This window comes from Roseomonas sp. SRI_022 (genome assembly GCF_057586215.1).
Window position 1 is genome coordinate 19,771 of record NZ_JBYCZL010000008.1, and the last position, 23,517, is coordinate 43,287.

Genomic DNA, 23,517 nt, shown 5'->3' on the forward strand with positions numbered 1-23,517 from the left:
CATGGCGGCGCGGGTCAAGCGACCTGTGGCCCGAAGCGGATCATCATGCACCGAAGCGTGACCGGCGGCTCCGCGTCGGGTCAAGTGTCGTGATGATGACGGGCCCGGGGGGTGCGGCCGGCCCGGAACCGCCGGTCGCGGTTGTCCCGCCGCTCGTCGCGGTGCCATGCTCCAGCCGGACAGGGAAGCAATGGGGCAGACGATCATGCATCGCAGGGATCTCCTCGCGGCCGGTATCGCCACGATCGCGGCACCGGCCCTCGCCCAGCCGGCGCGCGCGCGAGTGCTGCGCTTCGTGCCGCAGGCCAACCTCACCTCGCTCGACCCGATCTGGACGACGGCCGCGGTCACCGAGAACCACGGCTGGTCCGTCTTCGACACGCTCTACGGCATGACGGACGACCTCAAGGTCGCGCCGCAGATGGCTGAGGGGCACAGCACCTCCGACGATGGCCTGACCTGGCTGATCCGCCTGCGCGAGGGGCTGCGGTGGCATGACGGCCAGCCGGTGCTGGCGCGCGACTGCGCGGCAAGCTTGGCGCGCTGGAGCCGGCGCGACACCTTCGGCCAGTCGCTCGGCGCCGTGGTGGAGGCCTGGGAAGCCGCCGACGACCGAACCATCCGCATCCGCCTGAAGTCGCGTTTTCCGCTGCTGCTGGAAGCGCTCGCCAAGCCCGCCGCGGTGGTGCCCTTCATGATGCCGGAACGCATCGCACGCACCGATCCCTTCCAGCAGATCACCGAGATCGTGGGGTCCGGCCCGTACCGCTTCCTGCGCGACGAGTACGTGTCGGGCAGCCGCGCGGCCTATGCCAAGTTCGACGGATATGTGCCGCAGCAGGAGCCGCCGTCGCGCACCGCCGGCGGCAAGGTCGCGATGATGGATCGCGTCGAATGGACCATCATGCCGGACAGCGCGACTGCCGCGGCCGCGCTGCAGGCCGGCGAGATCGACTGGTGGGAACAGATCAACGCCGATCTCGCGCCGCTGCTGCGCCGCGCCCGCGGCGTGCAGGTCGAGGTACTGAACACCCTCGGCTACATCGGCGTGGCGCGTTTCAACTGCCTGCATCCGCCCTTCGACAAGCCGGCGGTGCGGCGCGCGCTGCTGGGTGCCGTCAACCAGGACGACTACCTGCGCGGCGTGACGGGCAACGACCCTTCCTCCATGCGGTTGTGCCCGTCCATGTGGCCCTGCGGCACGCCGTATGAGAGCACGACCGGCAACGACCTGCTGCGCGGACCGCGCGACCTGGACCGCGTGCGCGCGGAGCTCCGCAGCGCCGGATACAATGGCGAGAAGATCGTCATCATCAACCCGACAGACTTCCCGACCATCGGGCCGTTTGGGCAGGTGACGGCGGACCTGCTGCGCCGGCTCGGCATGAATGTCGAACTGGTGGAGACCGACTGGGGTTCCGTCGTGCAGCGCCGCGCCAGCAAGGAACCGGCGGATCGCGGCGGCTGGTCGATCTTCCACACCTGGTGGCCGTCGGTGTCGATCATCAACCCGGCCGTGAACGCGACGCTGCGCGGCCAGGGGGATCGCGGCTGGTTCGGCTGGTATACCAATCCGCGTGTCGAGGAAGCCGCGTCCCAATGGCTGCTCGCTGGGACCGAGGCCGAGCAGAAGCGCCTTGCCGACGTCATCCAGCGGGAATCCTTCGAGAACGCGCCGGTCCTGCCGCTCGGCCAGTTTTTCATCGCGACGGCCTATCGCAGCGGCTTGACCGGCTTCGTGAAGGGCAACGCGCCGTATCCGTGGAACATCCGGCGCGGCTGATCGGGATGCCGCGTCAGCCCAGCCCATAGACCAGGCTGACGCGCCCACCCGGCATCGTCTCGGCCTTGCGCAATGCGAGGCCGCGCCGCGCCGGGGCCGGCGGGAAGACCGATTTCCCTTCGCCGGCGATCAGCGGATAGACGATGAGACGCAGCTCATCGAGCAGCCCCGCCTCCATCACCCCCGCCAACAGCCGGGCACCGCCCACGAGGTAGATGTCCTTGCCGGGCTGGTCCTTCAGCGCGGCAATCTCCTCCAACCGCCGGATGAAGCGCGTCGTGGGCCACGTCGCCGCATCCAGCGTGCCGGACAGCACCAGATGCGGCGTCCGCGCGGCGAAATCCGCCCATGCGCGCTCGGCAGGCGTCGGCACCTGGCCGGTGATCCAGACCGGCGTGTCGGGCGCGTCGCGGATCGCGGTCCAATAATGCTCATAGCCGGGGTACATGCCGCCCCCGAGCACGCAGGTATCGATCTGCGGCATCAGGCCGTAATCGTCGGACCAGGCTTCCACCCAATCCGCCATGCCTTCCGGCCCTTCCATCCGCCCATCGGCGGACACCTTCATGGCGGCGATCAGCTTGCGCATGGTGTCCTCCCGTCAGCCCGGCATGCGCCGGGCGTAGTCGTCGCGCAGGCGCAGCCAGCCATCCCAGAACGGCCCGGGCTGCTCGCCCGTCACCTTCGCGACCAGGATGTCGAGATGCGCATGCCAGCCGGCGCTGACCTTCAGCAGCAGCGACGGGTCGGCGACGCGGTGATGCGTGACCGTCAGCAGCACGCGGTTGCCCGCCGGCGCGAGATCGAAGGTCACCCCGCCGGTGCTGCCCCAGGTGATGCCGAGCCGGCGAGGCGGGTCGCATTCGGTGATCTGTCCGTCCAGGCTGTGCTCCTCGGCGAAGCCTTCCGGCCGCTGGCCGGGCGGATCGGTCAGTTCGTCATTGCGCCAGGTCAGTGTGAAGGGCGATCCGACCTTCATTTCCATGGTGCCGGCGGCGAGCCACTGGCGGCGCAATTCACCATCCGTGAGATAGGCCCAGATACGCTCGATCGGGCCGGGGAGATGGCGTTGGATCGTCAGCGTGGTGGGCTCGGTCAGCACGCCATAGGCACCGGGCGCGGCGATGTCGTTCATGACTTGTCTCCTTCGGGGGGGGGGGTGGGCGTTCGGCGTGCATCCTCCTCGCGGAGGAGGCGTTCGAGCACGTCCAGCCGACCGGTCCAGAAGCGCTCGTAGAAGCTCAGCCACTCATGTGCGCTGGCCAGCGGCCCGGGCTCGAGCCGGCAGAGATGCGTGCGGCCGCGAACCTCGCGGCGGATCAGCCCGGCATGCTCCAGCGCCTTGATGTGCTTCGACGCCGCGGCAAGCGAGATCGCGAAAGGCTCCGCGAGCTGGCCGACGGTCCGTTCACCGGCAGCGAGGTCGCCCAGCATGCGGCGGCGGGTGGCATCGCCGAGGGCGTGGAAGACGGCGTCCAGCCGGGGTGTCGATAATTCAACCATGTGGTTGAATATGCGATCATGCGGCCTGATTGTCAACCGAAAGGTTGAGCATTCGGCCGCAGGCAGACCAGGGAGGGGCGTCGCCCCTCTCGGAACCTCACCCCACCAAAGGCCTAAGGGCCTTTGGAAACCTCAATTTTGGCAATGGGCGCGACGGCTGGGCCAACAGATCGCGGTCCAGGGGCCCGCTTGCCCCTGCCGGGGTGGCTTGGAGGGGCGACGCCCCTCCAATATCCCCTACGCGCCAAACATCCGCTGGATCGCCGCCGGATCCACATCCTCGATCCGCGCCGGCTGCCATCTCGGCGCGCCGTCCTTGTCCACCAGCACGGAGCGAACGCCCTCGGCGAAGTCCGGGTGCACATTCACCACGACACGCGTCAGCGCCAACTCCGTTGCCAGGCAGCCGGCCAGGTCCTGCTCGGCCCCGCGCCGCAGCAGTTCCAGCGACACGCAGAGCGAGGTCGGCGACATGCGCCGCAGGATCTTCGCCTGCGCCGCCGCCCATTCGGACCCTTCCGCGTCCAGCGCGGCGAGGATCGCGGCGATGCTGTCCTTGCCGAAGCAGCGGTCGATCGCTTCGCGATGCGGCGCGAAGGATGCTGCCGGCGGCGTGGCGGCGAAGCGGGACACGGCGTCGGCACCTTCGGCGACCAGCGCGGCGCGCAGCGCGGGCAGGCTCTCCCGCGGCACGAAATGCGTCGCGAGGCCGGCATGGACCGAATCCGCCCCGGTCAGCCGCGCTCCGGTCAGCGCGAGCCAGGTGCCGACTGCGCCAGGCAGCCGCGGCAGGGTGTAGGAGGTGCCGACGTCGGGGAACAGCGCGATCGCCGTCTCGGGCATCGCGACCAGCGCGTGCTCGGTGACGATGCGCGGGCCGCTGTGGACGGCCACGCCGATGCCGCCGCCCATGCAGACGCCGTCGATCAGGCTGACCCAGGGCTTGGGGAAGGTCGCGATGCCGGTGTTGACGGCATATTCCTCGGAGAAGAAGGCCTCGACCGAGGCGCGGTCGCCGGCGATCGCGGCATCGCGCACGGCACGCACGTCGCCGCCCGCGCAGAAGGCGCGCCCACCCGCCCCTTCCAGCACCACCAGCTTCACCGCGGCATCGTCCTTCCACGCGGCGATGGCTTCGGCGAAGGCGCGGATCATCGGCAGCGTCAGGGCGTTCAGCGCCTTGGGCCGGTTCATCAGCAGCGTGCCGGCGATGCCTTCCCGCTTGGCAATCAGGGTGGGTTCGGCGGTCTCGCTCATGCTGGTCGGTTCCCTTTGGACAGGCCCCGGCGTTACCGGGGCGCCGGGACGTTGACAAGCCGGGCCGGGCGCCGGATGCAATGCCATGACCGAGACGCTGGTGCGCTTCGAGGGCGTGCGGAAGACCTACGGTGCCGGCGGCGCCGCAGCGGTGGTCGGGCTCGACCTCGACATCGCGCGCGGCGAGCTGATGACGCTGCTCGGCCCCTCCGGCTCGGGCAAGACCACCACGCTGATGATGCTGGCGGGCTTCGAGATGCCGAGCGCGGGGCGCATCCTGCTGGAAGGCCGCGACATCGCGCATACCGCGCCGCACCGGCGCGGCATCGGCGTGGTGTTCCAATCCTACGCGCTGTTCCCGCATATGAGCGTGGCGGAGAACGTTGCCTTCCCGCTGTCGGTGCGCGGCATCGGCCGGGCGGAACGAGATGCACGCGTCGCGAAGGCGCTGGCGATGGTGCGGTTGGAAGGCTTCGCCGCCCGCCGCCCGGTGCAGCTTTCAGGCGGGCAGCAGCAGCGCGTCGCCCTGGCAAGGGCGCTCGTCTTCGAACCGCCGATCGTGCTGCTGGATGAACCGCTCGGCGCGCTGGACAAGGCGTTGCGGGAGGAGATGCAGCTCGAGATCCGCCACATCCACCAGCGGCTTGGCGTGACCATGATGTACGTCACCCACGACCAGGCCGAGGCACTGACCCTGTCCGACCGCATCGCGGTGTTCGAGGGCGGGCGCATCCGGCAATGCGCCGATCCCAAGATGCTCTACGACCGACCGGCGGATGCCTTCGTCGCGGGCTTCGTGGGGGAGAACAACCTGCTGCCCGGCAGGATCGAGACGCGAGACGGAGATGACTGCACGGTGCGGCTGCTTTGCGGCCCTGTGGTGGCCGCCCGGGCGGTGGATTGCGGCAAGGCCGGGGATGGCTGCGTGGTCGCGATCCGGCCCGAACGCATCGCGGTGGCCGGCGTCACCGCCTCGGATCTCGGGGAGGGCGCGATGCCCGCGATCCTGCAGGAAGCGATCTTCCTCGGCGACCATGTCCGGCTGCGCCTGTCGGTCGGCGATGGCGGGGAGATCCTGGCCAAGCGCCCCGCCGGGATCGGCACCCTGCCCGAACCGGGCGGGCCGGCGGCGATCGCCTGGCCGGAGGGGGCGGCCTTCGCGTTCCGGGATGCCGGTTAACCCCGCGACCATCGCGCCACGAGGAAGATGACGCGGATTTCGGCCTTTCTGCGATTACGCGCCGGGCGATCCGGTTCTAAGATTCGCCGACCCCGCCGGTGAAGGAGACGACCACATGGAACGCCGCACGATCCTCAAAGGGGCGCTGGCCGCCGCTGCGCTGCCCGCCGCCGCGAAGGCGCAGGGCCGCGACCTCACCGTCGTCTCCTGGGGCGGGGCCTATCAGGACGCGCAGCGGGAGGTCTACTTCCGCCCCTTCCAGCAGCAGACGCGCCAGCGCCTGCTGGAGGAAACCTGGGACGGCGGCATCGGCGTGCTGCGGTCGCGCATCGCCTCCGGCGCCAATACCTGGGACGTGGTGCAGGTCGAATCCGAGGAACTGCTGATCGGCGCGGATGAAGGCCTGTTCGAGCCGATGGACTGGGCGGCGATCGGCGGGCGCGACGCCTATATCCCGGAGGCGGTGAACGACCACGGCGTGGGCGCCATCCTGTATTCCTTCATCATGGCCTATGACCGCGCGCGGATGGCGACCGGGCCGACGAGCTGGGCAGATTTCTTCGACACGGCGCGCTTCCCTGGTAAGCGCGGCATGCGCAAGGGGCCGAAGACGACGCTCGAAATGGCGCTGATGGCCGATGGCGTCGCACCGGCGCAGGTCTATCAGGTGCTCGGCACGCCGGCGGGCGTGGATCGCGCCTTCCGCAAGCTCGACGGCATGAAGGCCGACGTCGCCTGGTTCGAGCGCGGCGCCCAGCCGCCGCAATGGCTGGCCGCAGGCGAGGTGGCGCTGACCGTCGCCTACAACGGTCGCATCTCGGCCGCCAACGCGACGGACGGGCGCAACTTCGCGATCGTCTGGACCAACAACATCTTCACCCTGGATTCCTGGGTGATCATGAAGGGCAGCCCGAACAAGGCGCGCGCGCTGGAGTTCCTGAAATTCGTCGGCCAGCCGGATGTCCAGGCCGGGCTGCCGCCGAAGATCCCCTATGGCGTCACCGCCAAGGGGGTGAATGAGAAGCTGTCGGCCGAGTTGCTGGCGAACCTGCCGACGGCGCCGCAGAATCTGTCGAGCGCGCTGCAACTGAGCGACCGGTTCTGGCTCGACAACCTCGACCGCCTGACGCAGCGGTTCAACACCTGGGTGTCGCGGTGAGTCTCTGTTCGTCCCTCCAACGGCGGGCGCGGCCCATCCGGGCCGCTTGCCTTCGCGCCATGCACTGGCGCGCCCGCGCCTGCTGATGGCCGGGTGCGGTCGCGCTTTGCGCTCCTGGATCGCGGCGAGGCCGCGATCCGCCCGCTCAATGGCAACGCACCAGCCATGACTGCCACACCGTCGCGCCCAACACCAAGTATCGGCATTCCAAATGCCACTGGCATTTGGCGGGGTGGCTTGGAGGGGCAGGGCCCCTCCGATCCGCCATGAACCGCCCCGCACTGCTCACGGCGCCATTGCTGCTGTTCCTGCTGGTGACGTTCGTCGCCCCGATCGGCGCCTTCCTCTGGCGCGGCATGACGGATAGCGAGGTCGCCCCCGTCCTGCCGCGCACCATTGCCGCGCTGTCGGCGTGGAACGGAGAGGCGACGCCCGACGAACCCGCCTTCGCCGCCCTGGTCGCCGACCTGCGCGGAGCCCGCGCGCGCGACCGCGACACGGGCACGGGTTCCGTCCCGCGCGCCGCCGCTCGGCTGAACGCCGACCGCCCGGGGTTCCGCGGCCTGCTGCCGATGACCGCGCGGCGCGTCGAAGCACCCTTCGCGGACAGCGCGCGCGATGCCGTCCTCGCCATCAGCGAGGAATGGCGCGAGCCGGAAACCTGGGGCGCCATCCACCGCGCCGGCGGGCCGCTGTCGTCCTTCCATCTGCTGGCCGCGCTCGACCTGCGGCAGGATGCGACGGGCAGTGTGCAGGCGGTGCCGCCGGACCAGGCGGTGTTCGGCGCGGTGTTGCTGCGCAGCCTGTGGATCAGCCTGATGGTGACGGCCTGCTGCTTGCTGCTGGGCTGGCCGATCGCTTGGCTGATCGCGACCGCGAAGGGCTGGACGGCGACGGCGCTGCTGGCGGCGGTGATGCTGCCCTTCTGGATCTCGCTGATCGTGCGCACTGCGGCGTGGATGGTGCTGCTGCAGCGGGAGGGGATCGTGAATGCCGCGCTGGGCGCGATGGGCATGCCCGGCGCGCCGCTGCCGCTGATGATGAACCGCTTCGCCGTGGTGCTGGCGATGGTCCACATCCTGCTGCCCTTCATGGTGCTGCCGCTGGTCGCGGCGTTCCGGGCGCTCGACCCGAGGTTGCCACGAGCGGCGGCGTCGCTGGGGGCCGCACCCTGGCGGGTGTTCCTGCGGGTGACGCTGCCGCTGTGCCTGCCGGGCATCGGGGCGGGATGCATCCTGGTCTTCATCCAGGCGCTCGGCTTCTACGTCACGCCGGCGCTGCTGGGCGGACCGAACGACCAGATGCTCGCCTGGTTCGTCGGTTTCTATGCCACGCGATCGGTGAACTGGGGGCTGGCGGCCGCGCTGTCGGTGATGCTGCTGGCGGCGGTGGGGATCTGCGTCGCGCTGTATGGCAAGCTCGCGGGCTTCCGCCGGCCGGGGGCGGCGTGATGGCGCGCGGAGCGTTGTGGGTGTTCGCGGTGCTGGTGGCGCTGTTCCTGCTTGCGCCGATCATCGCGATCCTGCCGCTGTCCTTCTCGGCGGGGTCCTTCCTGTTCTATCCGCTGCCGGGGTTCTCGCTGCGCTGGTACCGGGATTTCTTCGGTTCGGATTTCTGGCTGCCGGCGCTGTGGAACTCGTTGATCATTGGCAGTGCTGCGGCAGGGCTGGCGACGCTGCTCGGCACGCCGGCGGCCTTCGGGCTGTGGCGCATGAAGGGCGCGGCCCGCGCGGTGGCGATGGGGGTGGTGCTGGCGCCGATGGTGGTGCCGGTGATCGTGGTGGCGGTCGCGCTGCTGCTCGCCTTCGGGCCGATCGGGCTGGTGGCGAGCTACACCGGGCTGATCATCGCCCATGCCGCGCTCGGCGTGCCCTTCGTGGTGGTCACGGTGCTCGCGGCACTGGAAGGCTTCGACCCGGTGCAGTTGCGCGCCGCCTCGGCCTGCGGGGCGGGGCCACTGCGCGCTTTCTTCCGCGTCTGCCTGCCGCAGATCGCACCGGGCGTGGCGGCGGGGGCGGTCTTCGCCTTCGCGACCTCGCTCGATGAGGTGGTGGTCGCGCTGTTCATCTCCGGGCCGGCGCAGCGCACCCTGCCGCGGCAGATGTTCGCCGGGCTGAACGACAGCATCAGCCTGACCACGACGGCGGCGGCGGCGCTGCTGGTCGCGCTATCGGTGCTGCTGCTGCTGGTGGTGGCGTGGCTGCAGGGGCGGCGGGCGCAGGACCATCGCTGATCCCGCCCCCGCGCGGGCGCTTATCGGCGCCGCGGCGGATCCCGCGACAGCCCGCGTGCCCCGAGTTCCGCGAGATACGTCGCCCAGCGCGTCTCCTGCTCCTGCCCCAGCGTGCGCAGATAGTCCCAGGAGTAGATGCCGGTATCGTGCAGATCGTCGAAGACGATGCGCACCGCGTAGTTGCCCACCGCCTCGACCCGCAGGATGCCGACATGGCGGCGCCCGGCGATGATCACCTTCTGGCCCGGGCCATGGCCCTGCACCTCGGCGCTGGGGCTTTCCACGCGCAGGTATTCAGCCGGCAGACGAAAGCGTGCGCCATCGGGCCAGGCGACCTCGATCGCCTGTTCCGCGCGCTTGAGGCGGATCTCGGAGGGAGCGGACACGCGGTTCAGCCGGCGAGCTTGCGCGCCTCATCCGGCAGCATGATCGGGATGCCGTCGCGGATCGGGTAGGCAAGGCCGGCGCGTTCGCTGACCAGCTCACCCTTCTCCCGGTCGTAGCGCAGCGGGCCCTTGGTGACAGGGCAGACGAGGATCTCGAGCAGGCGCGGATCGACCGTGCCGCCGGGCTGGGTGGTGTCGGACATGGTGTTCGTCCCTTGAATCGGATCGAGTGAGTGAAGGCTGGTCAGCTCGGCCGCCCTTCGGACGGCGCATTGGCGGCAGCCCCCATGCGCATCAGCGTGATCAGCATGCGCGCGCGCTCCGCGCAATCGGGGGCTTCCAGAAGGGCCTGCTTCTCCGGCGCCTCGAAGGGGCAGACCATGGACAGGGTGGTGACGAGCATGGTGTCGGCGGATTGCTCCACCGCCTCCCAGTTCGCCTCGATGCCGCGGGCGCGGAAATAGGCGCGCAGCGCGGCGAGCAGTTCCGCCCGGTCGTAGGGCGGGGCGCCATCGCCGACGACGAGATCGGCGGCGAAGGCGGCATAGTCCGCGCGCACCCGGCGATAGCCCCCCGCGGCCAGCGCCAGTTCCTCGGCGATGCGGAAGCGGATCAGGCCGGTCAGCGTGATCAGCAGCCGCCCGTCCTCCGTCTCGCTGAAGGATGACAGGCGGCCGAGGCAACCGACGTGGTACAGCGCCGGCCCCGCTTCCCCGCGCGGCAGGTGGGCGTCGGGCTGCACCATGCCGAACATCCGCCCCCGCGCCAGGCTGTCGAGCGTCATCGCCAGGTAGCGCGGTTCGAAGATGTTGAGCGGCAGCCTTCCCTGCGGCAGCAGCAGCGCGCCGGAGAGCGGGAAGACCGCGATCTCCTCCGGCAACTCTGCCAGGCGCGGGTGGAAGGCGGGCATGGCGCCGGCCCTCCGCCTCAGCGGAACAGGACGGCGGAAAGCTTGCGGCGGCCGGCCTTGCTGGCGGGGTCGTCGAAGCCCCAGGCGTCGAACAGCTTGAGCAGCTGCTTGCGCGCGGCTTCCTCGTTCCAGGCGCGGTCGCGTCGGATCGCCTCGATCAACGTGTCCACCGCGGCGTCGCGCTGGTCGTTGGCAGACAGCGCCACGGCCAGGTCGATGCGTGCTGCGTGGTCGTCCGCGTCGGCATCGACGCGAGCCTGGTGCTGGGCGAGCTGATCGCGGGCGCGGCGGCCTTCCACCGCGATCTCGATGGCGCTGCGCGCGGCGGTGAGTTCGGGGGCTTCCTTGATCTTCGCCGGTGCGCTGTCGAGCACGGCGAGCGCCTGGTCTTCCTCACCCAGCGCGAGCAGGGCGCGGGCAACGCCGGCCAGTGCCTTGGCGTTCTCCGGTTCCTGCTGCGACAGGGCGCCGAACAGTTCCAGCGCGGCGGCGTGATCGCCCTCGGCCACGGCCGCTTCGGCCTCGGCGAGCAGGTCGGCGGTCGGCATCTGCCCGCCGGCGGCCTTCAGTAGGCCCTCGATGAACCGCTTCACTTCCGATTCAGGCAGCGCACCCTGGAACAGGTCGAGGATCTGCCCCTGCCAGAAGGCGACCACGGTGGGGACGGATTGCAGGGGCAGGCCCATTTGGGTCAGCTGCGCAACGAGCGAGCGGTTCTGGTCGATGTCGATCTTGACCAGGCGCACGCGGCCGGCGCCGGCAGTGACCACCTTTTCCAGCGCCGGGGTCAGCGTCTTGCAGGGACCGCACCAGGTCGCCCAGAAATCGACCAGGACGGGGACCTGGCGTGACGCCTCGATGACGTCCTGCATGAAGGTCTTCTGGTCGCCGTCCTTGATGACGCCCTCAGCGGCGGCGGGCGCACCCTGGCGGGCGGGGTCGAAAATCACGTCCATGGCAGGCATTCCTCGGTCTCGGCGGGCAGGTCGCCGGGCTTGTGTTCGGTCCCATAGATGCTCTGTCCGGCGCGGGACGCAAGCCGCATGCTCCGGCCGGCCCGTGGAACGGAGAGGCAATGACTGAGGGGATAGGCATCACTACGGCGTGCGGGGAGGTGGACCCACTGTATGGGAGGGGCTGCGAGGCCTGGCAGCTGCAAATCGGCCTCGCGGGCGAACCGGGGCTGGTCGCGGCGCAGGCGCGTCTGGCCGGACAAGGCGCCGCCCTGCACCTCATGCCGCCGGAGACGCTGCACATCACGGTGTTGCCGCTGATCGACGTGGGGGAACTTCTGTCCGAGCCTGCCGCGGCGCTCTGGCCCCGGCATGGCACGGCCTGGCATCGGGCCATCGAGGAGGCCTGCCGCACGGCCCGGCCCTTCCGCCTGCGGTTCAACCGGCTGCGCGTCTTCCCGCGCGCCATCGTGGCGCTGGATGATGCAAACCCGCTGGCGGCTTTCCGCGCCGGGCTGGCCGCCGCCTGCGGGCTGCCCGAGCGGCCGGCGCGCGTTCCCGGCATCACCCACGTCACCCTGGCCCGCTTCCGCCACGCGGCGCGCGTCAGCGTCGCCGAGGCCCTGGACGCTCCGGTCGAGGTGCGCAGCCTGCGGCTGGTGCGCGAGACCATCTACCCGACGCTGGCCTTCGATACGGTGGCCGACTTCACCTTGTGACGGTCAGCCGGCGTCGAGGTCGAGCAGCGTCGCCGCGTGCCCGAGCCCGGCCAGGAAGCGCAGCAGATCCCCCGGCGCGAGCCCTGTGCTCGCCGCATTCGTCAGCGGATGCACCCAAATGCGGTCGAAGCCATCGACGAGGTGCCGGTCCATGACGAAACGGACCGCGCCCGGCACGGCGTTCACGAGCCCGAGGGGCGTGACGGACCCTGGCGGGACTCCGAGCGTGGCTTCGAGTTCCGCAGCACTCGCCATCGACACCTTGCCGGCACCGGCAAGCCGCGCCAGCGCATTGATCGAGACCTGGCGGGCTTCCTCCAGCGTCGCGAGCAGGTAGGGGCCGTCGCCCTTGGCGGGCTTCAGGAACAGGTTCTTGGTGTGCCCGCCGGGCAGTTCGCCGCGCAGGTCCCGGCTTTCCGCCACCGTGAAGACGGGCGGGTGGCGGCGGGTCTCGGCGGCGATGCCGGCGGCTTCGAGGCGGGCGAGCAGGCCCTCGGGCGTTTCGGGCATTCAGTCCAGTCTGATGTTGTTGGCGCGCACCACCCTGGACCAGACCTCGATCTCGTTGTCGAGCCATGTGCGGAAGCTGTCCGGGCCCTCCACGCGATTGACGGCGCCAAGGGCGGTGATGCGTTCGGCCGTCGCGGGCACCGCCATGGCGGTACGCAGGTCGCCCGCGATGCGGTTCACCATGGGTGCCGGCGTGCCGCCCTGGGCCAGCACGCCCTGCCAGGTGCCCGAATCCGCCGCCGGCCATCCGAGTTCCTTGAAGGTCGGCACGTCGGGGAAGTCGGGGAGGCGCGCCGGGCCGGTGACGGCGATCGCGCGGAGCGTGCCCTGCTTGCAGAAAGGCGCGGTGGCGGTGGCGCCATTGATGATGACCTGGGCCTCGCCGGCGGCCACCGCGGTCAGCGCCGCGGCACCGCCGCGATAGGGCACCTGGGTCAGGTCCGCCCCCCAATGCTGGGCGACCAGCAGCCCGGTCAGGTGGTTGCCCACCCCGATGCCGGCATGGCCGACATTGACCCGCTGCGGATTCGCCTTGGCATAGGCCATGAGTTCGGCCGCGTTCTGCACCGGCAGGGACGGATGCACCGCGAGGATGTAGGGCGCGTAGATCAGCATGGTGACCGGCGCGAGGTCGCGCTTCAGGTCGAAGGGCAGGCGCGTGTACAGCGACGGCGCGGTCGCCAGCGTCGAGACGTCGATGATCAGCAGCGTGTGGCCATCGGGGGTGGATTTCGCGACGAGGTCGGCGCCGATGTTGCCGCCGGCGCCGGTGCGGTTTTCCACCACGACGTTCTGGCCGAAGGCGCGCGTCAGGTCGGGTGCGAGGATCCGGGCGAGGATGTCCGATGTGCCACCGGGGGCAAAGGGGACGATGAAGCGGACCGGCCGGTCGAAGGCCTGGGCGCCGGCCTTGCGCAGGGCGGGCAGGACGAAAGCCCCGGCGGCGAGGCCGAGGACGGAGCGGCGATCCATGATGGTTCTCTCCCGGGGAGGTCGTTGCCGGCATGATCGGGCCGGCGGCGCCCGGCTGTCGAGGGGCATGACGTCGTCCCGTTTCGATGGGCGACTGCTGGGCCGAGGCCGAGGGTTCCCGGCCACATGCCTCGTCTTGCGTTCGGCGCGCGAGAGGTAGCCAGGGGCGGGATGCCGACAGGGCAGCTCCGTCAGGAACCGCGACCGGTCGTACGTGCAGTGAAATGAGTTGCCGGGCTTGCCAGATCAGCGCGTTGCGCATCCCCTGGCGGCATCATGACCGACATCGCCTATCTCGACCCCCGTACGGGGCGCACCTATCCCCTCGCCGCGCCGCGCTGGTGCGGCGACGACCAGGCACCGCTGCTGCTGACGCCGCTGCCCGGCATCACCCGCGACGCGATCCGCGCCGAGGACCGGTCGCTGTGGCGCTACGCCGCTGCGCTGCCCTTCATCCCCGAGGATCCGATCAGCATGGGCGAAGGCTGCACGCCGCTGGTGCCGCGCGTGATCGGCGGGGCATCTGCGCTGCTGAAATGCGAATGGTTCATGCCGACCGGCTCCTTCAAGGATCGTGGTGCGTCGGTGATGCTGTCGCTGCTTCGGGCGCAGGGCGTGATGGATGTGCTGGAGGATTCCTCCGGCAATGGCGGCGCGGCGGTCTCGGCCTATGCCGCCGCGGGCGGCATGGCGGCGACGATCTTCGTGCCGGCCAGCACCTCGCCCGCCAAGACGGTGCAGTCGCGGGCCTCGGGTGCGACGATCCAACTGATCCCCGGCAGCCGGCAGGACTGCGCCGATGCGGCGCTCGCGGAATCCGCGCGCATCTTCTACGCCAGCCACAACTGGCATCCCTTCTTCCTGCACGGCACCAAGACGTTGGCGTATGAGCTGTGGGAGGATCTCGGCTTCGCAGCACCTGACAATGTCATCGTGCCCTGCGGCGCCGGGTCGAACGTGCTTGGCTGCGGCATCGGCTTCGCGGAGTTGCTGCGCGCGGGGGAGATCGACCGCCTGCCGCGCATCTTCGCAGCACAGCCCGCCAATTGCGCGCCGATCGCGCGCGCGTTCCTCGGCGAGGCGCCGGTCGCCGCGCAGCCCACCATTGCCGAAGGCACCGCGATCGCGCAGCCGCTGCGCACCATGGAGGTCAACCAGGTGCTGACGAACTCCGCCGGCGGTGCGGTGATGCTGGGCGAGGATGAGATCGCCGCCGCGACGCTCGACCTCGCGCGGACCGGCATCTATGTCGAACCGACCTCCGCCCAGGCGGCGGCGGCCTTCGCGAAGCTGCTCGCCGCCGGGACCATCACGGCGGATCAGACGACGGTGGTGGTGCTGACCGGTACCGGACTGAAGTCCACGCCGCGCATCGCGGAACTGCTGGGCGTCGCGATCTGATGGCTGGGCCGCGCATCGCCCTGCTGGGCTTCTCCATCGAGTGCAATCGCTTCGCCCCGGTGGCGACGCGCGCGGATTTCACCGGCCGCTGCTACCTGGAAGGCGAGGCCGTCGTCACCGACGCGCGCAGCGCCGCACCACGCGCGCTGGCCGAGATGCCCGGCTTCGTCGCCGACATGGATGCCGCCGGACCATGGCGGCCAGTACCGATCCTGCTCGCCATGGCCGAGCCGAACGGCCCGGTCGAGGCCAACGTCTTCGCCGAGATGATGGCGATCTGGCGCCGCGGCCTGGAAGCGGCGAAGGGCCAGGTCGATGGCGTCTATTGCGTCATGCATGGCGCGGGGCTGACCACCGACGACCACGATCCGGAAGGCACCATCCAGGCGATGATCCGGGAGATCCTCGGCGACATCCCGCTGGTCTGTTCCTACGACCTGCACGCCAATGTCTCGGATCGCATGGTGGCGACGGTGGATGCCTTTGTCGGCTACCGCACCAACCCGCACATGGACATGCGCGAGCGTGGCGCTGAGAGCGCGCAGCTGCTGCGCCGGCTGCTGGCGGGGGAACGCTTCCATCGCGGCCATCGCCGGCTGCCCATCGTCTCGCCGCAGACCGCGCTGCTGACGGCGCAGGGTCCCTATGCGGAGGTGATCGACCTCGGCCAGGCGCTGGCGGCGCAGGATTCGCGTATCGCCAATGTCTCTGCCATGGCGGGGTTCTCCTATGCCGACACGCCGTTCAACGGCTTCTCGGTCATCGTCACCGCGACGGAGAAGGACGCCGCCGAAGGCCTGGCGCAGCGCCTCGCTGAAGCCGCCTGGGAAAGGCGGTCGCGCTTCGTCGCCAACCTCACCTCGCTGGGCGACGCGGTGCGCCTCGCGAAGGACAGCCCCATCCCGCTCGCCTTCGCCGATGTCGCCGACAATCCCGGCGGCGGCGGGCGCGGCAACACCGTCTGGATCCTGGAAGCCCTCCACAAGGCCGGGGTACAGCACGCATTGATCGGTATGCTGCTCGACGCCCCACTGGCGGTGGAAGCCCATGGCCTCGGCGTCGGTGCGCGCTTCACAGCCCGCTTCAATCGGGACATGGCGCCGGACGACCCCTTCAGCAAAGCCTTCGCGGCCGAGGCAACCGTCCGCGCCGTCTCCGACGGCAATGTCACCGGCCGGCGCGGCATCTATGCCGGCACGGCGATGACGCTCGGCCGCACTGTCTGCCTGCAGGTCGGCGAGTTGTCGGTCGTGGTCACGGAAGGCCGCGCGCAATGCGCCGATCCGGTTTTCTTCGAGCATCTCGGTCTCGACATCGGCAGGGCGCGTTGCGTCGTGGTGAAATCCCGCGGCCATTTCCGCGGCGGCTTCGACGAATTCTTCAAGCACGAACAGGTCGTCGAGGTGGATTGTCCCGGCCTCACCTCCCCTATCCTGGCCCGGTTCGACTGGAAGCACCTGCCCCGCCCGGTGCTGCCCATCGATGCGGAGGCGCGCTGGCCGTGAGCCCGCTGGTGATTCCACCGGACCCCGATCTGTTCTAAGCCTGCCGCCGATCGAACCCCGGAGACGTCCCGTGCGCCGCCACCTCCTGGCCCTGACCCTGCTCGCGAGCCTGCCCCTCGAAGCCCAGGCCGACCGGGCCTTCTGCGAGGGGCTGCAAGGCCTCGTCCAGGCGGCGCAGAGCGACTTCGACTGGCTGCCGCGCATGGGACACAACATCCCCGGTTCGCTGGATGAGCGGCGCGGCATGATCCAGTCGCAGGATGGGCCGGTCCACGGCGCCTATTTCGCGACCATGTTCCGCCACGACGCGGCTCCGGCCGAGACCCGCCAACGCTTCGCCGCGCTGGAACGCGAGGTCGCGGGCTGCCTGCCCGATGCCAGCGCGCTCGGCACCCAGCAGGGCCAGGGCGCTGCCATGACGCGCTGGCAGACGCCCTATGCCGTCATCGGCCTGCGCCGCGTCGATGGCGGGCGCGAACTCGAACAATCGCTGATCGAACTCTCGGTGATGCGGCGCTGGTGAACGGATCCATGACCCTCGACGATTTGCCCACTCCCTGCCTGGTGCTCGACCTCGGCATCCTGAAGCGCAACCTCGCCCATATGCAGGCGGCGGTGTCGCGGCATCCGGGGCTGGTGCTGCGCCCGCACATGAAGACCGCGAAGTCGATCGCGGTGGCCGACCTCGCCGCGCCGGGCAAGGGGCCAATCACCGTCAGCACGGTCGCCGAGGCGCGCTACTTCGCCGGCGGCGGCTTCCGTGACCAGATCTATGCGGTCGGCATCACGCCGGCGAAGCTCGATGCCATCGCCGCGCTGAATGCCGAGGGCGGCGACGTGAAGGTCATCACCGACGATGCCGACGTCGCCACCGCGATCGCCGCCCATCCCGGGCCGCTGCGCGCCCTGGTCGAGGTCGATTGCGGCGAGGGCCGCGGCGGCGTCGCCCCCGATTCCACCCTGCTGACCGAGATTGCCGGCCGGCTCGGCGCGCGCTGCGCGGGCGTGATGACCCATGCCGGGCATTCCTACGCCGAACGCAGCGAGGCAGGCCTGCAAGCGGTGGCGGAGGCGGAGCATCGCGGTGCAATGCTTGCCGCCGGGCGCCTGCGGGCCATGGGGGCGAAGGTCGATGTCGTCTCGGTCGGTTCGTCGCCGACTGCGCTGCATGGGCGCGACATGTCGGGCATCACCGACATCCGCGCCGGGGTCTATATGTTCGGTGACCTGTTCCAGGGCCAGATCGGCACGCATGGGATGGACGACATCGCCGTCACCGCCCTGACAGCGGTCACCGGGCGCAAGCCGGATCGCAACGCGGTGCTGGTCGATGCAGGCGCCATCGCCCTGTCCAAGGACCGCAGCACGGAGAAGGCACCGAAGGATTACGGTTTCGGCCTGATGCTCGATGCCGACGGCAAACGCACTTTCGGCGATGCGATCGTCGCGCGCGTGCACCAGGAACATGGGGAGGTGCATGGCGATGGCCCGCTGCCCTTCGACCGGCTGCCGATCGGTGCGTTGGTGCGCATTGCGCCCAACCACACCTGCCTGACGGTGGCGGCGCATGACCGGTACTACGTGGTCGATGGCGGGCGCGACGTGATCGCCGTCTGGGACCGCGTCAACGGCTGGTGACACGGGCAAGGCGCCTGACCCGTCGCTTGCGCCTTCCCGCCGCACCGGCCGCCGGGTAGACAGCGCCGAGGCCCGAACCAACGGGCCGACCGTGTCCGCCGGAGGAAGCCCATGATCACCCGCCGCAGCCTTGCCGCGCTGCCGATCCTCGCCGCGCCGCGCGCCCTGCGCGCCCAGGCCGCCGACTGGACGCCGACCCGCCCCATCCGTGTCGTCGTCGGCTTCGCCGCCGGCGGTGCCACCGACATCAGCACCCGCACCATCCAGCCCAAGCTGCAATCGCTGCTCGGCCAGCCGATCGTGGTGGATAACCGCCCCGGCGCCGGCGGCAACCTCGCCACCGAGACGGTGGTGCGCGCCGCCCCCGATGGCACCACGCTGCTGATGGGCACGATCGGCGCGCTGGCGATCAACCCGACACTCTACCGCAACCTGCCCTTCAACCCACAGACCGACCTGACGCCGATCGCCATGGCCGGGTCGGTGCTGAATGTCCTGGTCGTGCCGGCCGACCGGCCCTGGCGCAACGTCGCGGACCTGATCGCCGCGGCGAAGGCGCGGCCGGACACGCTGTCCTATGGTTCCTCCGGTGTCGGCGGCGCGGGTCACCTGGCGGGCGCGCTGCTCGACCGCATGGCCGGCATCCGCACGATCCACGTGCCCTATCGCGGCGGCGGGCCGCTGATGACGGACCTGCTCTCGGGCAAGACGGATTTCGCCTTCTCCACCGCGCCAACTGCACTGCCGCAGGTCGAGGGCGGGCGGCTGCGGGCGCTCGCCGTGGTCACGCCGCAGCGTTCGGTGCTGCTGCCCGACCTGCCCACCGTGGCGGAGACGCTGCCCGGCTACGAGGTCGCGAACTGGTATGCGCTGCTCGGCCCGAAGGGCCTGCCGGCGAACATCGTCGCGCGCATCAACGCCGCGATGCGCGAGACGATGGAGGATGCCGAGGTACGCGGCCATCTCGCGCGCCATGGCGTGGAGCCGATGCCCGGCAGCGCCGAGGATCTCGCCCGCTTCATCCGTGCCGAGGCCGAGAAATGGGCGCCGATCGTGCGTGAGAGCGGCGCGACGGTGGACTGAGGCACGCCGCCCTACCGCGCCGTCAGCACCAGCAGAACAGCGCCCGCGCCGAGCGCCGCAAGCGAGCCGATGCCGTACAACCGCCCATAGGCGCGGTTGCCGAGTGCCGCAGCGTAGACTGCCTTGGCGATGATGTTGCTTGCCACCGCCACGGCGATGGCGCGCGCGGCGAGCGTGGCGGTGATCACATCCGGCACAAGCTGCGGCATGGACAAGGTGATCGCGTCCACATCCGTCAGCCCGGTGACCGCGGCGATGATGATGACCGCAGCGCCCCCGAGCCATTCGGCACCGAGCTTCGCCAACGCGCCGACGCCCGCCAGCAGCGCGGCCATGCGCAGCACGGCGCCGAGCTCGAAGGGATTGGCCGGCGGCTGCGGGCTGTCCTCCTGCGCCGTGCCGCGCAGGGACAGCACCAGTGCCGTGACCGCCATGGCGATGGCCGCCGCAAGCAGCGCCGGCCACAGCAGCCGGGCGATCTGCGGTGCGACCAGCAGCACCAGGACCACCGTGCGCAGGCAGGACACGGCGCCCGCGACCAGCGCCCCCGCCGCCAGCCCGCGCGCCGGCCCGCCCTGCATCGATGACGACGCATTGGCGAGCGTCACCGCGGTGGACGTCACCAGCCCGCCCGCCGCACCCGCCAGCAGCAGCCCGCGCTGCTCGCCCCCCAGCTTCACCGCGAGGTAGCCGAGGAAGGATATGCCCGCGAGCAGGATCGCCAGCGTCCATACCTTGTGCAGATTGACGCCAGCCAGCCAGCGGATCGGCTCGTCCGGCACCAGCGGCAAGGCCACCAGCGTCATGGACAGCAGCAGGATGGCGGACCGCATCTCCGCCCAGGTGATCCGCGCCAGCAGCCCGTGCAGGGATTCGCGCAGCGCGAGCACGCCGGTCATCGCCACCGCCGCGGCGCCGGCCGCCGCGACCTGTCCGGTGACGGCAAGGGCGCCGAGCGCATAGGTGGCGATGGCGGCGACCAGGCTGGTGGCGCTGAAATTGTTCTCCGCCTCAGCCTCCCGCAAGGCGAAGGGCAGCACCGCGGCGACCATGGCGAGGAGCCCGGCGGCCAGCAGCATTGCGCCGCCGACCTGCCCCGCCGGGCCCGCCAGCGCGCCAACAATGCCGCCGGAGAGCCCGATCAGCGCGAAGGTCCGCACGCCAGCCGTGCGCTGGCCCGGGGAGGCATCCCGTTCACGCCAGTGACGCTCCGCACCCACCAGCAGGCCGATCGCCAGCGCAACGGCCAGCCGGCGGATCAGATTCTCGCCATCCATGCGCGCATTTCGCGCGGGCGACGCGTGCGCCGCAAGCCGTTGGAGGGGCTTTGCCCCTCCAAGCCACCCAACCAAAGGCCTGAGGTCTTTGGAAACCATCACCTGGCGCCTGGCACCAGAGAACGGCATTCCAAAGGGCACTGCCCTTTGGCGGGGCGGGCCGGAGGGGCAGCGCCCCTCCGGTTCCGTCCGCCTTGCGCAGCGCCGCCGCCCGCGCCCATATCCCCACCCATGGATCTCGACTTCACCGAGGCGGAACTGCACCGCTATTCCCGCCACATCCTGTTGCAGGAGGTCGGCGCGACCGGCCAGGCGAAGCTGCGCGCGGCGCGGGTGCTGATCATCGGCGCCGGCGGGCTCGGCTCGCCGCTCGCGCTGTATCTCGCCGCGGCGGGCATCGGCACGATCGGCCTGGTCGATGACGACCGGCTGGAACTGTCGAACCTGCAGCGCCAGGTTGCCCACACCACCGCGCGGATCGGCCGCAACAAGGCCGAGAGCGTGGCGGAGACGCTGCACGACCTGAACCCGGGCACCGTCGTCGAGGTCCATGCGCGGCGGCTGGATGCCGCAGCCGCGCAGGAGCTGATCCCGCGCTATGACATCGTCTGCGACGGCACCGACAATTTCGCCACGCGCTTCCTGCTCGGCGATGCCTGCCACCTGCTGGGCCGGCCGCTGGTCAGCGCGGCGGTGCTGCGCTTCGAGGGGCAGCTTTCCGTCTTCGCCGGGCATGACGGGACCTGCCCCTGCCATCGCTGCCTGCATCCCGAACCGCCGCCGGAAGGCCTGGTGCCGACCTGTTCGGAGGCCGGCGTGCTGGGCGCGGTGACCGGCGTGATGGGCACGCTGCAGGCGACCGAGGTGCTGAAGCTGATCATGGGTATCGGCGACCCGCTGAAGGGCCGACTGCTGCTGTGGGATGCGCTGGATGCGCGCTTCCGCACGGTGCGGCTGAAGCGCGACCCCGCCTGCGCGCTGTGCGGGCCGGAGGCGACGATCCGCGACTTGTCCGCCCATGGCGACATGGCCGGGCCGGTCTGCGCGGTGTGATGCGCCGAGCTCTGGTCACCGGCGGCGCCAGCCCGATCGGGGCGGCGATCTGCCGCGCGCTGGCGCGCGACGGCTGCGCGGTGATCGTGCATGCACATGCCAATGTCGATCGCGCCACGGCGCTGGCGGCGGAGATCGGCGGCAACGCCGTCACCTTCGACATCACCGACCACGATGCCGCGCGCGCGGCCTGCGAGGCGCTGCTGGAAGTCGGCCCGATCCAGGTGCTGGTTCACAATGCCGGCGCGCATGACGACGTGCCGATGGCGGCGATGACGGAAGCGCAGTGGCGGCACGTCATGGCGGTGTCGCTCGATGGTTTCTTCCATGTCGCGCGGCCGCTGCTGCTGCCGATGATGGGCACGCGCAATGGGCGGATCGTCGCGATGTCCTCCGTCTCGGCCATCATGGGCAATCGCGGACAGGCGAATTACGCCGCGGCCAAGGCCGGACTGATCGGGGCGGTGCGGGCGCTGTCGCTGGAATGCGCACCGCGCGGCGTCACGGTGAATGCCGTCGCCCCCGGGCTGATCGACAGCCCCGCCATCGCCGCCGCCGTGCCGCCCGAGGCGGTGAAGCAGATGGTGCCTGCGAAGCGGCTCGGCCGGCCGGAGGAAGTGGCGGAACTCGTCGCCTTCCTGTGCTCCGACCGCGCTGCCTACATCAGCGGGCAGACCGTCTCGATCAATGGCGGGATGGCGTAGGCGATCGTGTTTGCCAGCCCAATGCGCCGCATCGGGCCAGCAGCGCACAGCGCGACCGCGCCCAAACTGTTAGTAGCTCCGCGCCCGCCGCGTGAGGGCAACGAAATATCTTACCCGCGCAGGATCGCCGTCTCCAGCGCGCGGACGCGCTCATTGTAGGCGACGTGGATGCGCGCGCCGTCGTAGTCCAGGTTCACGCTGTCCACGTAGCTGATGGTGAAGGTGCGGATGTCGAAGGCGATGTCCACCGTCATCTGGTGGGTGTTCCAGGCATTGGTCGCGCGCAGCAGGCCGTACCGCACCGGCTGGACCGACCAGCCGTCCGAAGCCGGTGCGGCGCGGCGGATCAGTGCCTCCCGCTGTTCCATCGTGCCGGTGCCGGGGAACTGGCCGCCAGTGCTCTGGTAAACTGTGTCTTCGCGGCAGGCGCCGAGCCCGGCGCTGGCGCCGATGGCGATCATCACCGGCAGCATCTCACGACGATGGAGCATCGGGTCCCTCCTTCCTTCGCGGCGGCGTGAGGCTGCGCAGTAGCCCGACCGGGTCCATACCGCGCGCCAGCAGCTTGCCCGCGACCATGATGACGATCCGCGCGATGTCCGCAACGGGTCGGAAATGACTGGGTCGGCGCAGCGTCGCGCCATAGAGCGCCGGGATCTCCGCCGCCACCGTGGTGATGCCGCGCCGTGCCGCGTCGATCAGGATCTCGCTCTCGAAGGAAAAGCCCCGGGCGCGGCCTTCATACCGCGCGAGGTCCGACAGCGCCGCGGCTGGGTAGATGCGGAACCCCGACTGGCTGTCCGAGACGGGATGCCGCGCCGCCCAGGAGATCCAGAAATCCGCCACGCGGTTGGCTCGCCGCCGCGCCGCCGGCTGGCCGGCCGCGCCTCGGCGGGATCCGATCACGATCACGTCAGGCGCTGCGAGGGCGACCAGGCGCGGCAGGTCTTCCGGCCGGTGCTGGCCGTCGCCGTCCAGCGTCGCGACGAAGCCGGCCCCACGCTCCAATGCGGCGCGCATGCCCCGGCGCAGTGCCGCGCCCTTGCCCTGGTTCGCCGCGCCGCCCAGCACCTCGGCCCCCGCTTCGGCCGCTGCGGCGCCCGTGCCGTCCGACGACCCGTCATCCATCACCAGCACGGCAAGGCCCGGCATGGCGGCGTGCAGCCGCGTGACCACCGCCGCGATCGTCGCCGCTTCCTGGTAGGCAGGAATGACGGCGACCACGGATGCCGGCGCGGGGGCGGTTGCGTCTGTCACGGGAAACCGGGTGGAATGGGGCTTCATCCTATCG

General features: G+C 70.6%; 26 protein-coding genes. 13 read left to right on the forward strand and 13 right to left on the reverse strand.

What is annotated here, in order from left to right; genetic code table 11:
* Positions 1–205 precede the first annotated feature (205 nt).
* Positions 206–1,783, forward strand: coding sequence for an ABC transporter substrate-binding protein (locus AC2YHJ_RS09705; protein ID WP_487395649.1), 1,578 nt, complete (start codon positions 206–208; stop codon positions 1,781–1,783).
* Positions 1,784–1,796: 13 nt separating this feature from the next.
* On the opposite strand, the gene AC2YHJ_RS09710 is transcribed toward AC2YHJ_RS09705, so the two are convergent.
* The 4 genes from AC2YHJ_RS09710 to AC2YHJ_RS09725 form a co-directional block, all read right to left on the reverse strand.
* Entirely contained in the window at positions 1,797–2,372 is a 576-nt protein-coding gene (locus AC2YHJ_RS09710; RefSeq protein WP_487395650.1) for a dihydrofolate reductase family protein, read from the reverse strand.
* 12 nt (positions 2,373–2,384) lie between these two features.
* Entirely contained in the window at positions 2,385–2,918 is a 534-nt protein-coding gene (locus tag AC2YHJ_RS09715) for an SRPBCC family protein (RefSeq protein ID WP_487395651.1), read from the reverse strand.
* Positions 2,915–3,286, reverse strand: coding sequence for an ArsR/SmtB family transcription factor (locus tag AC2YHJ_RS09720; protein WP_487395652.1), 372 nt, complete (start codon positions 3,284–3,286; stop codon positions 2,915–2,917). Before AC2YHJ_RS09720 ends, AC2YHJ_RS09715 begins: the two co-directional genes overlap by 4 nt.
* A 237-nt stretch (positions 3,287–3,523) precedes the next feature.
* On the reverse strand, positions 3,524–4,543 hold the full coding sequence (locus tag AC2YHJ_RS09725; protein ID WP_487395653.1) for an enoyl-CoA hydratase/isomerase family protein: 1,020 nt from the start codon (positions 4,541–4,543) through the stop codon (positions 3,524–3,526).
* Positions 4,544–4,628: 85 nt separating this feature from the next.
* Between AC2YHJ_RS09725 and AC2YHJ_RS09730 the strand changes: the two genes are divergently transcribed.
* The 4 genes from AC2YHJ_RS09730 to AC2YHJ_RS09745 all read left to right on the forward strand — a co-directional run bounded on the left by AC2YHJ_RS09730 (position 4,629) and on the right by AC2YHJ_RS09745 (position 9,115).
* On the forward strand, positions 4,629–5,723 hold the full coding sequence (locus AC2YHJ_RS09730; RefSeq protein WP_487395655.1) for an ABC transporter ATP-binding protein: 1,095 nt from the start codon (positions 4,629–4,631) through the stop codon (positions 5,721–5,723).
* 115 nt (positions 5,724–5,838) lie between these two features.
* A complete protein-coding gene (locus tag AC2YHJ_RS09735; protein ID WP_487395656.1) occupies positions 5,839–6,882 on the forward strand; it encodes an ABC transporter substrate-binding protein in 1,044 nt (347 codons plus the stop codon).
* A gap of 266 nt (positions 6,883–7,148) precedes the next feature.
* The gene (locus AC2YHJ_RS09740) at positions 7,149–8,333 is read left to right on the forward strand and encodes an ABC transporter permease (protein WP_487395657.1); all 1,185 of its coding nucleotides are present in this window, start codon (positions 7,149–7,151) and stop codon (positions 8,331–8,333) included.
* Positions 8,333–9,115: an ABC transporter permease gene (locus AC2YHJ_RS09745; RefSeq protein ID WP_487395659.1), complete on the forward strand. Its 783-nt coding sequence runs from the start codon at positions 8,333–8,335 to the stop codon at positions 9,113–9,115. Before AC2YHJ_RS09740 ends, AC2YHJ_RS09745 begins: the two co-directional genes overlap by 1 nt.
* A gap of 20 nt (positions 9,116–9,135) precedes the next feature.
* On the opposite strand, the gene AC2YHJ_RS09750 is transcribed toward AC2YHJ_RS09745, so the two are convergent.
* The 4 genes from AC2YHJ_RS09750 to AC2YHJ_RS09765 are packed head-to-tail and all read right to left on the reverse strand — an operon-like array spanning position 9,136 to position 11,367.
* On the reverse strand, positions 9,136–9,501 hold the full coding sequence (locus tag AC2YHJ_RS09750; RefSeq protein WP_487395660.1) for a gamma-butyrobetaine hydroxylase family protein: 366 nt from the start codon (positions 9,499–9,501) through the stop codon (positions 9,136–9,138).
* A 5-nt stretch (positions 9,502–9,506) separates the two neighbouring features.
* Entirely contained in the window at positions 9,507–9,704 is a 198-nt protein-coding gene (locus tag AC2YHJ_RS09755; protein WP_487395661.1) for a Trm112 family protein, read from the reverse strand.
* 41 nt (positions 9,705–9,745) lie between these two features.
* Positions 9,746–10,411, reverse strand: a complete 666-nt coding sequence (locus AC2YHJ_RS09760) for an LON peptidase substrate-binding domain-containing protein (protein WP_487395663.1) — start codon at positions 10,409–10,411, stop codon at positions 9,746–9,748.
* 17 nt (positions 10,412–10,428) lie between these two features.
* On the reverse strand, positions 10,429–11,367 hold the full coding sequence (locus tag AC2YHJ_RS09765; RefSeq protein WP_487395664.1) for a tetratricopeptide repeat protein: 939 nt from the start codon (positions 11,365–11,367) through the stop codon (positions 10,429–10,431).
* Positions 11,368–11,486: 119 nt separating this feature from the next.
* Between AC2YHJ_RS09765 and AC2YHJ_RS09770 the strand changes: the two genes are divergently transcribed.
* The gene (locus AC2YHJ_RS09770; RefSeq protein WP_487395665.1) at positions 11,487–12,083 is read left to right on the forward strand and encodes a 2'-5' RNA ligase family protein; all 597 of its coding nucleotides are present in this window, start codon (positions 11,487–11,489) and stop codon (positions 12,081–12,083) included.
* Positions 12,084–12,086: 3 nt separating this feature from the next.
* Here the strand turns inward: AC2YHJ_RS09770 and AC2YHJ_RS09775 are convergent, their stop codons facing one another.
* Together AC2YHJ_RS09775 and AC2YHJ_RS09780 are read right to left on the reverse strand one after the other, a co-directional pair.
* Complete coding sequence (locus tag AC2YHJ_RS09775) at positions 12,087–12,593, reverse strand: prolyl-tRNA synthetase associated domain-containing protein (RefSeq protein WP_487395666.1); 507 nt, start codon at positions 12,591–12,593, stop codon at positions 12,087–12,089.
* Positions 12,594–13,565, reverse strand: coding sequence for a Bug family tripartite tricarboxylate transporter substrate binding protein (locus AC2YHJ_RS09780; protein WP_487395667.1), 972 nt, complete (start codon positions 13,563–13,565; stop codon positions 12,594–12,596). It lies immediately after the preceding gene.
* 276 nt (positions 13,566–13,841) lie between these two features.
* Between AC2YHJ_RS09780 and AC2YHJ_RS09785 the strand changes: the two genes are divergently transcribed.
* The 5 genes from AC2YHJ_RS09785 to AC2YHJ_RS09805 all read left to right on the forward strand — a co-directional run bounded on the left by AC2YHJ_RS09785 (position 13,842) and on the right by AC2YHJ_RS09805 (position 19,192).
* Entirely contained in the window at positions 13,842–14,966 is a 1,125-nt protein-coding gene (locus tag AC2YHJ_RS09785; RefSeq protein WP_487395668.1) for a pyridoxal-phosphate dependent enzyme, read from the forward strand.
* Positions 14,966–16,471 carry a M81 family metallopeptidase gene (locus AC2YHJ_RS09790; protein ID WP_487395669.1) on the forward strand — a complete coding sequence of 502 codons (1,506 nt, stop codon included), beginning with the start codon at positions 14,966–14,968 and terminating at the stop codon, positions 16,469–16,471. The genes AC2YHJ_RS09785 and AC2YHJ_RS09790 overlap by 1 nt, the downstream gene beginning before the upstream one ends.
* Positions 16,472–16,541: 70 nt before the next feature.
* Entirely contained in the window at positions 16,542–16,994 is a 453-nt protein-coding gene (locus tag AC2YHJ_RS09795; protein WP_487395671.1) for a hypothetical protein, read from the forward strand.
* Between the two features lie 8 nt (positions 16,995–17,002).
* Positions 17,003–18,109: an alanine racemase gene (locus tag AC2YHJ_RS09800; protein ID WP_487395672.1), complete on the forward strand. Its 1,107-nt coding sequence runs from the start codon at positions 17,003–17,005 to the stop codon at positions 18,107–18,109.
* A gap of 111 nt (positions 18,110–18,220) precedes the next feature.
* Positions 18,221–19,192 carry a Bug family tripartite tricarboxylate transporter substrate binding protein gene (locus AC2YHJ_RS09805; protein WP_487395674.1) on the forward strand — a complete coding sequence of 324 codons (972 nt, stop codon included), beginning with the start codon at positions 18,221–18,223 and terminating at the stop codon, positions 19,190–19,192.
* A gap of 11 nt (positions 19,193–19,203) precedes the next feature.
* On the opposite strand, the gene AC2YHJ_RS09810 is transcribed toward AC2YHJ_RS09805, so the two are convergent.
* Entirely contained in the window at positions 19,204–20,469 is a 1,266-nt protein-coding gene (locus tag AC2YHJ_RS09810; RefSeq protein WP_487395675.1) for an MgtC/SapB family protein, read from the reverse strand.
* Between the two features lie 231 nt (positions 20,470–20,700).
* Here AC2YHJ_RS09810 and AC2YHJ_RS09815 point away from each other — a divergent pair, with 231 nt between their 5' ends.
* On the forward strand, positions 20,701–21,522 hold the full coding sequence (locus AC2YHJ_RS09815; RefSeq protein ID WP_487395676.1) for a HesA/MoeB/ThiF family protein: 822 nt from the start codon (positions 20,701–20,703) through the stop codon (positions 21,520–21,522).
* Complete coding sequence (fabG, locus tag AC2YHJ_RS09820) at positions 21,522–22,226, forward strand: 3-oxoacyl-ACP reductase FabG (RefSeq protein WP_487395678.1); 705 nt, start codon at positions 21,522–21,524, stop codon at positions 22,224–22,226. The genes AC2YHJ_RS09815 and fabG overlap by 1 nt, the downstream gene beginning before the upstream one ends.
* A gap of 110 nt (positions 22,227–22,336) precedes the next feature.
* On the opposite strand, the gene AC2YHJ_RS09825 is transcribed toward fabG, so the two are convergent.
* Together AC2YHJ_RS09825 and AC2YHJ_RS09830 are read right to left on the reverse strand one after the other, a co-directional pair.
* Positions 22,337–22,717 (reverse strand): hypothetical protein, encoded by a 381-nt coding sequence (locus AC2YHJ_RS09825; protein ID WP_487395680.1) that lies wholly within the window; start codon positions 22,715–22,717, stop codon positions 22,337–22,339.
* Positions 22,701–23,483: a glycosyltransferase family 2 protein gene (locus AC2YHJ_RS09830; protein WP_487395681.1), complete on the reverse strand. Its 783-nt coding sequence runs from the start codon at positions 23,481–23,483 to the stop codon at positions 22,701–22,703. The genes AC2YHJ_RS09825 and AC2YHJ_RS09830 overlap by 17 nt, the downstream gene beginning before the upstream one ends.
* Positions 23,484–23,517: the final 34 nt, after the last annotated feature.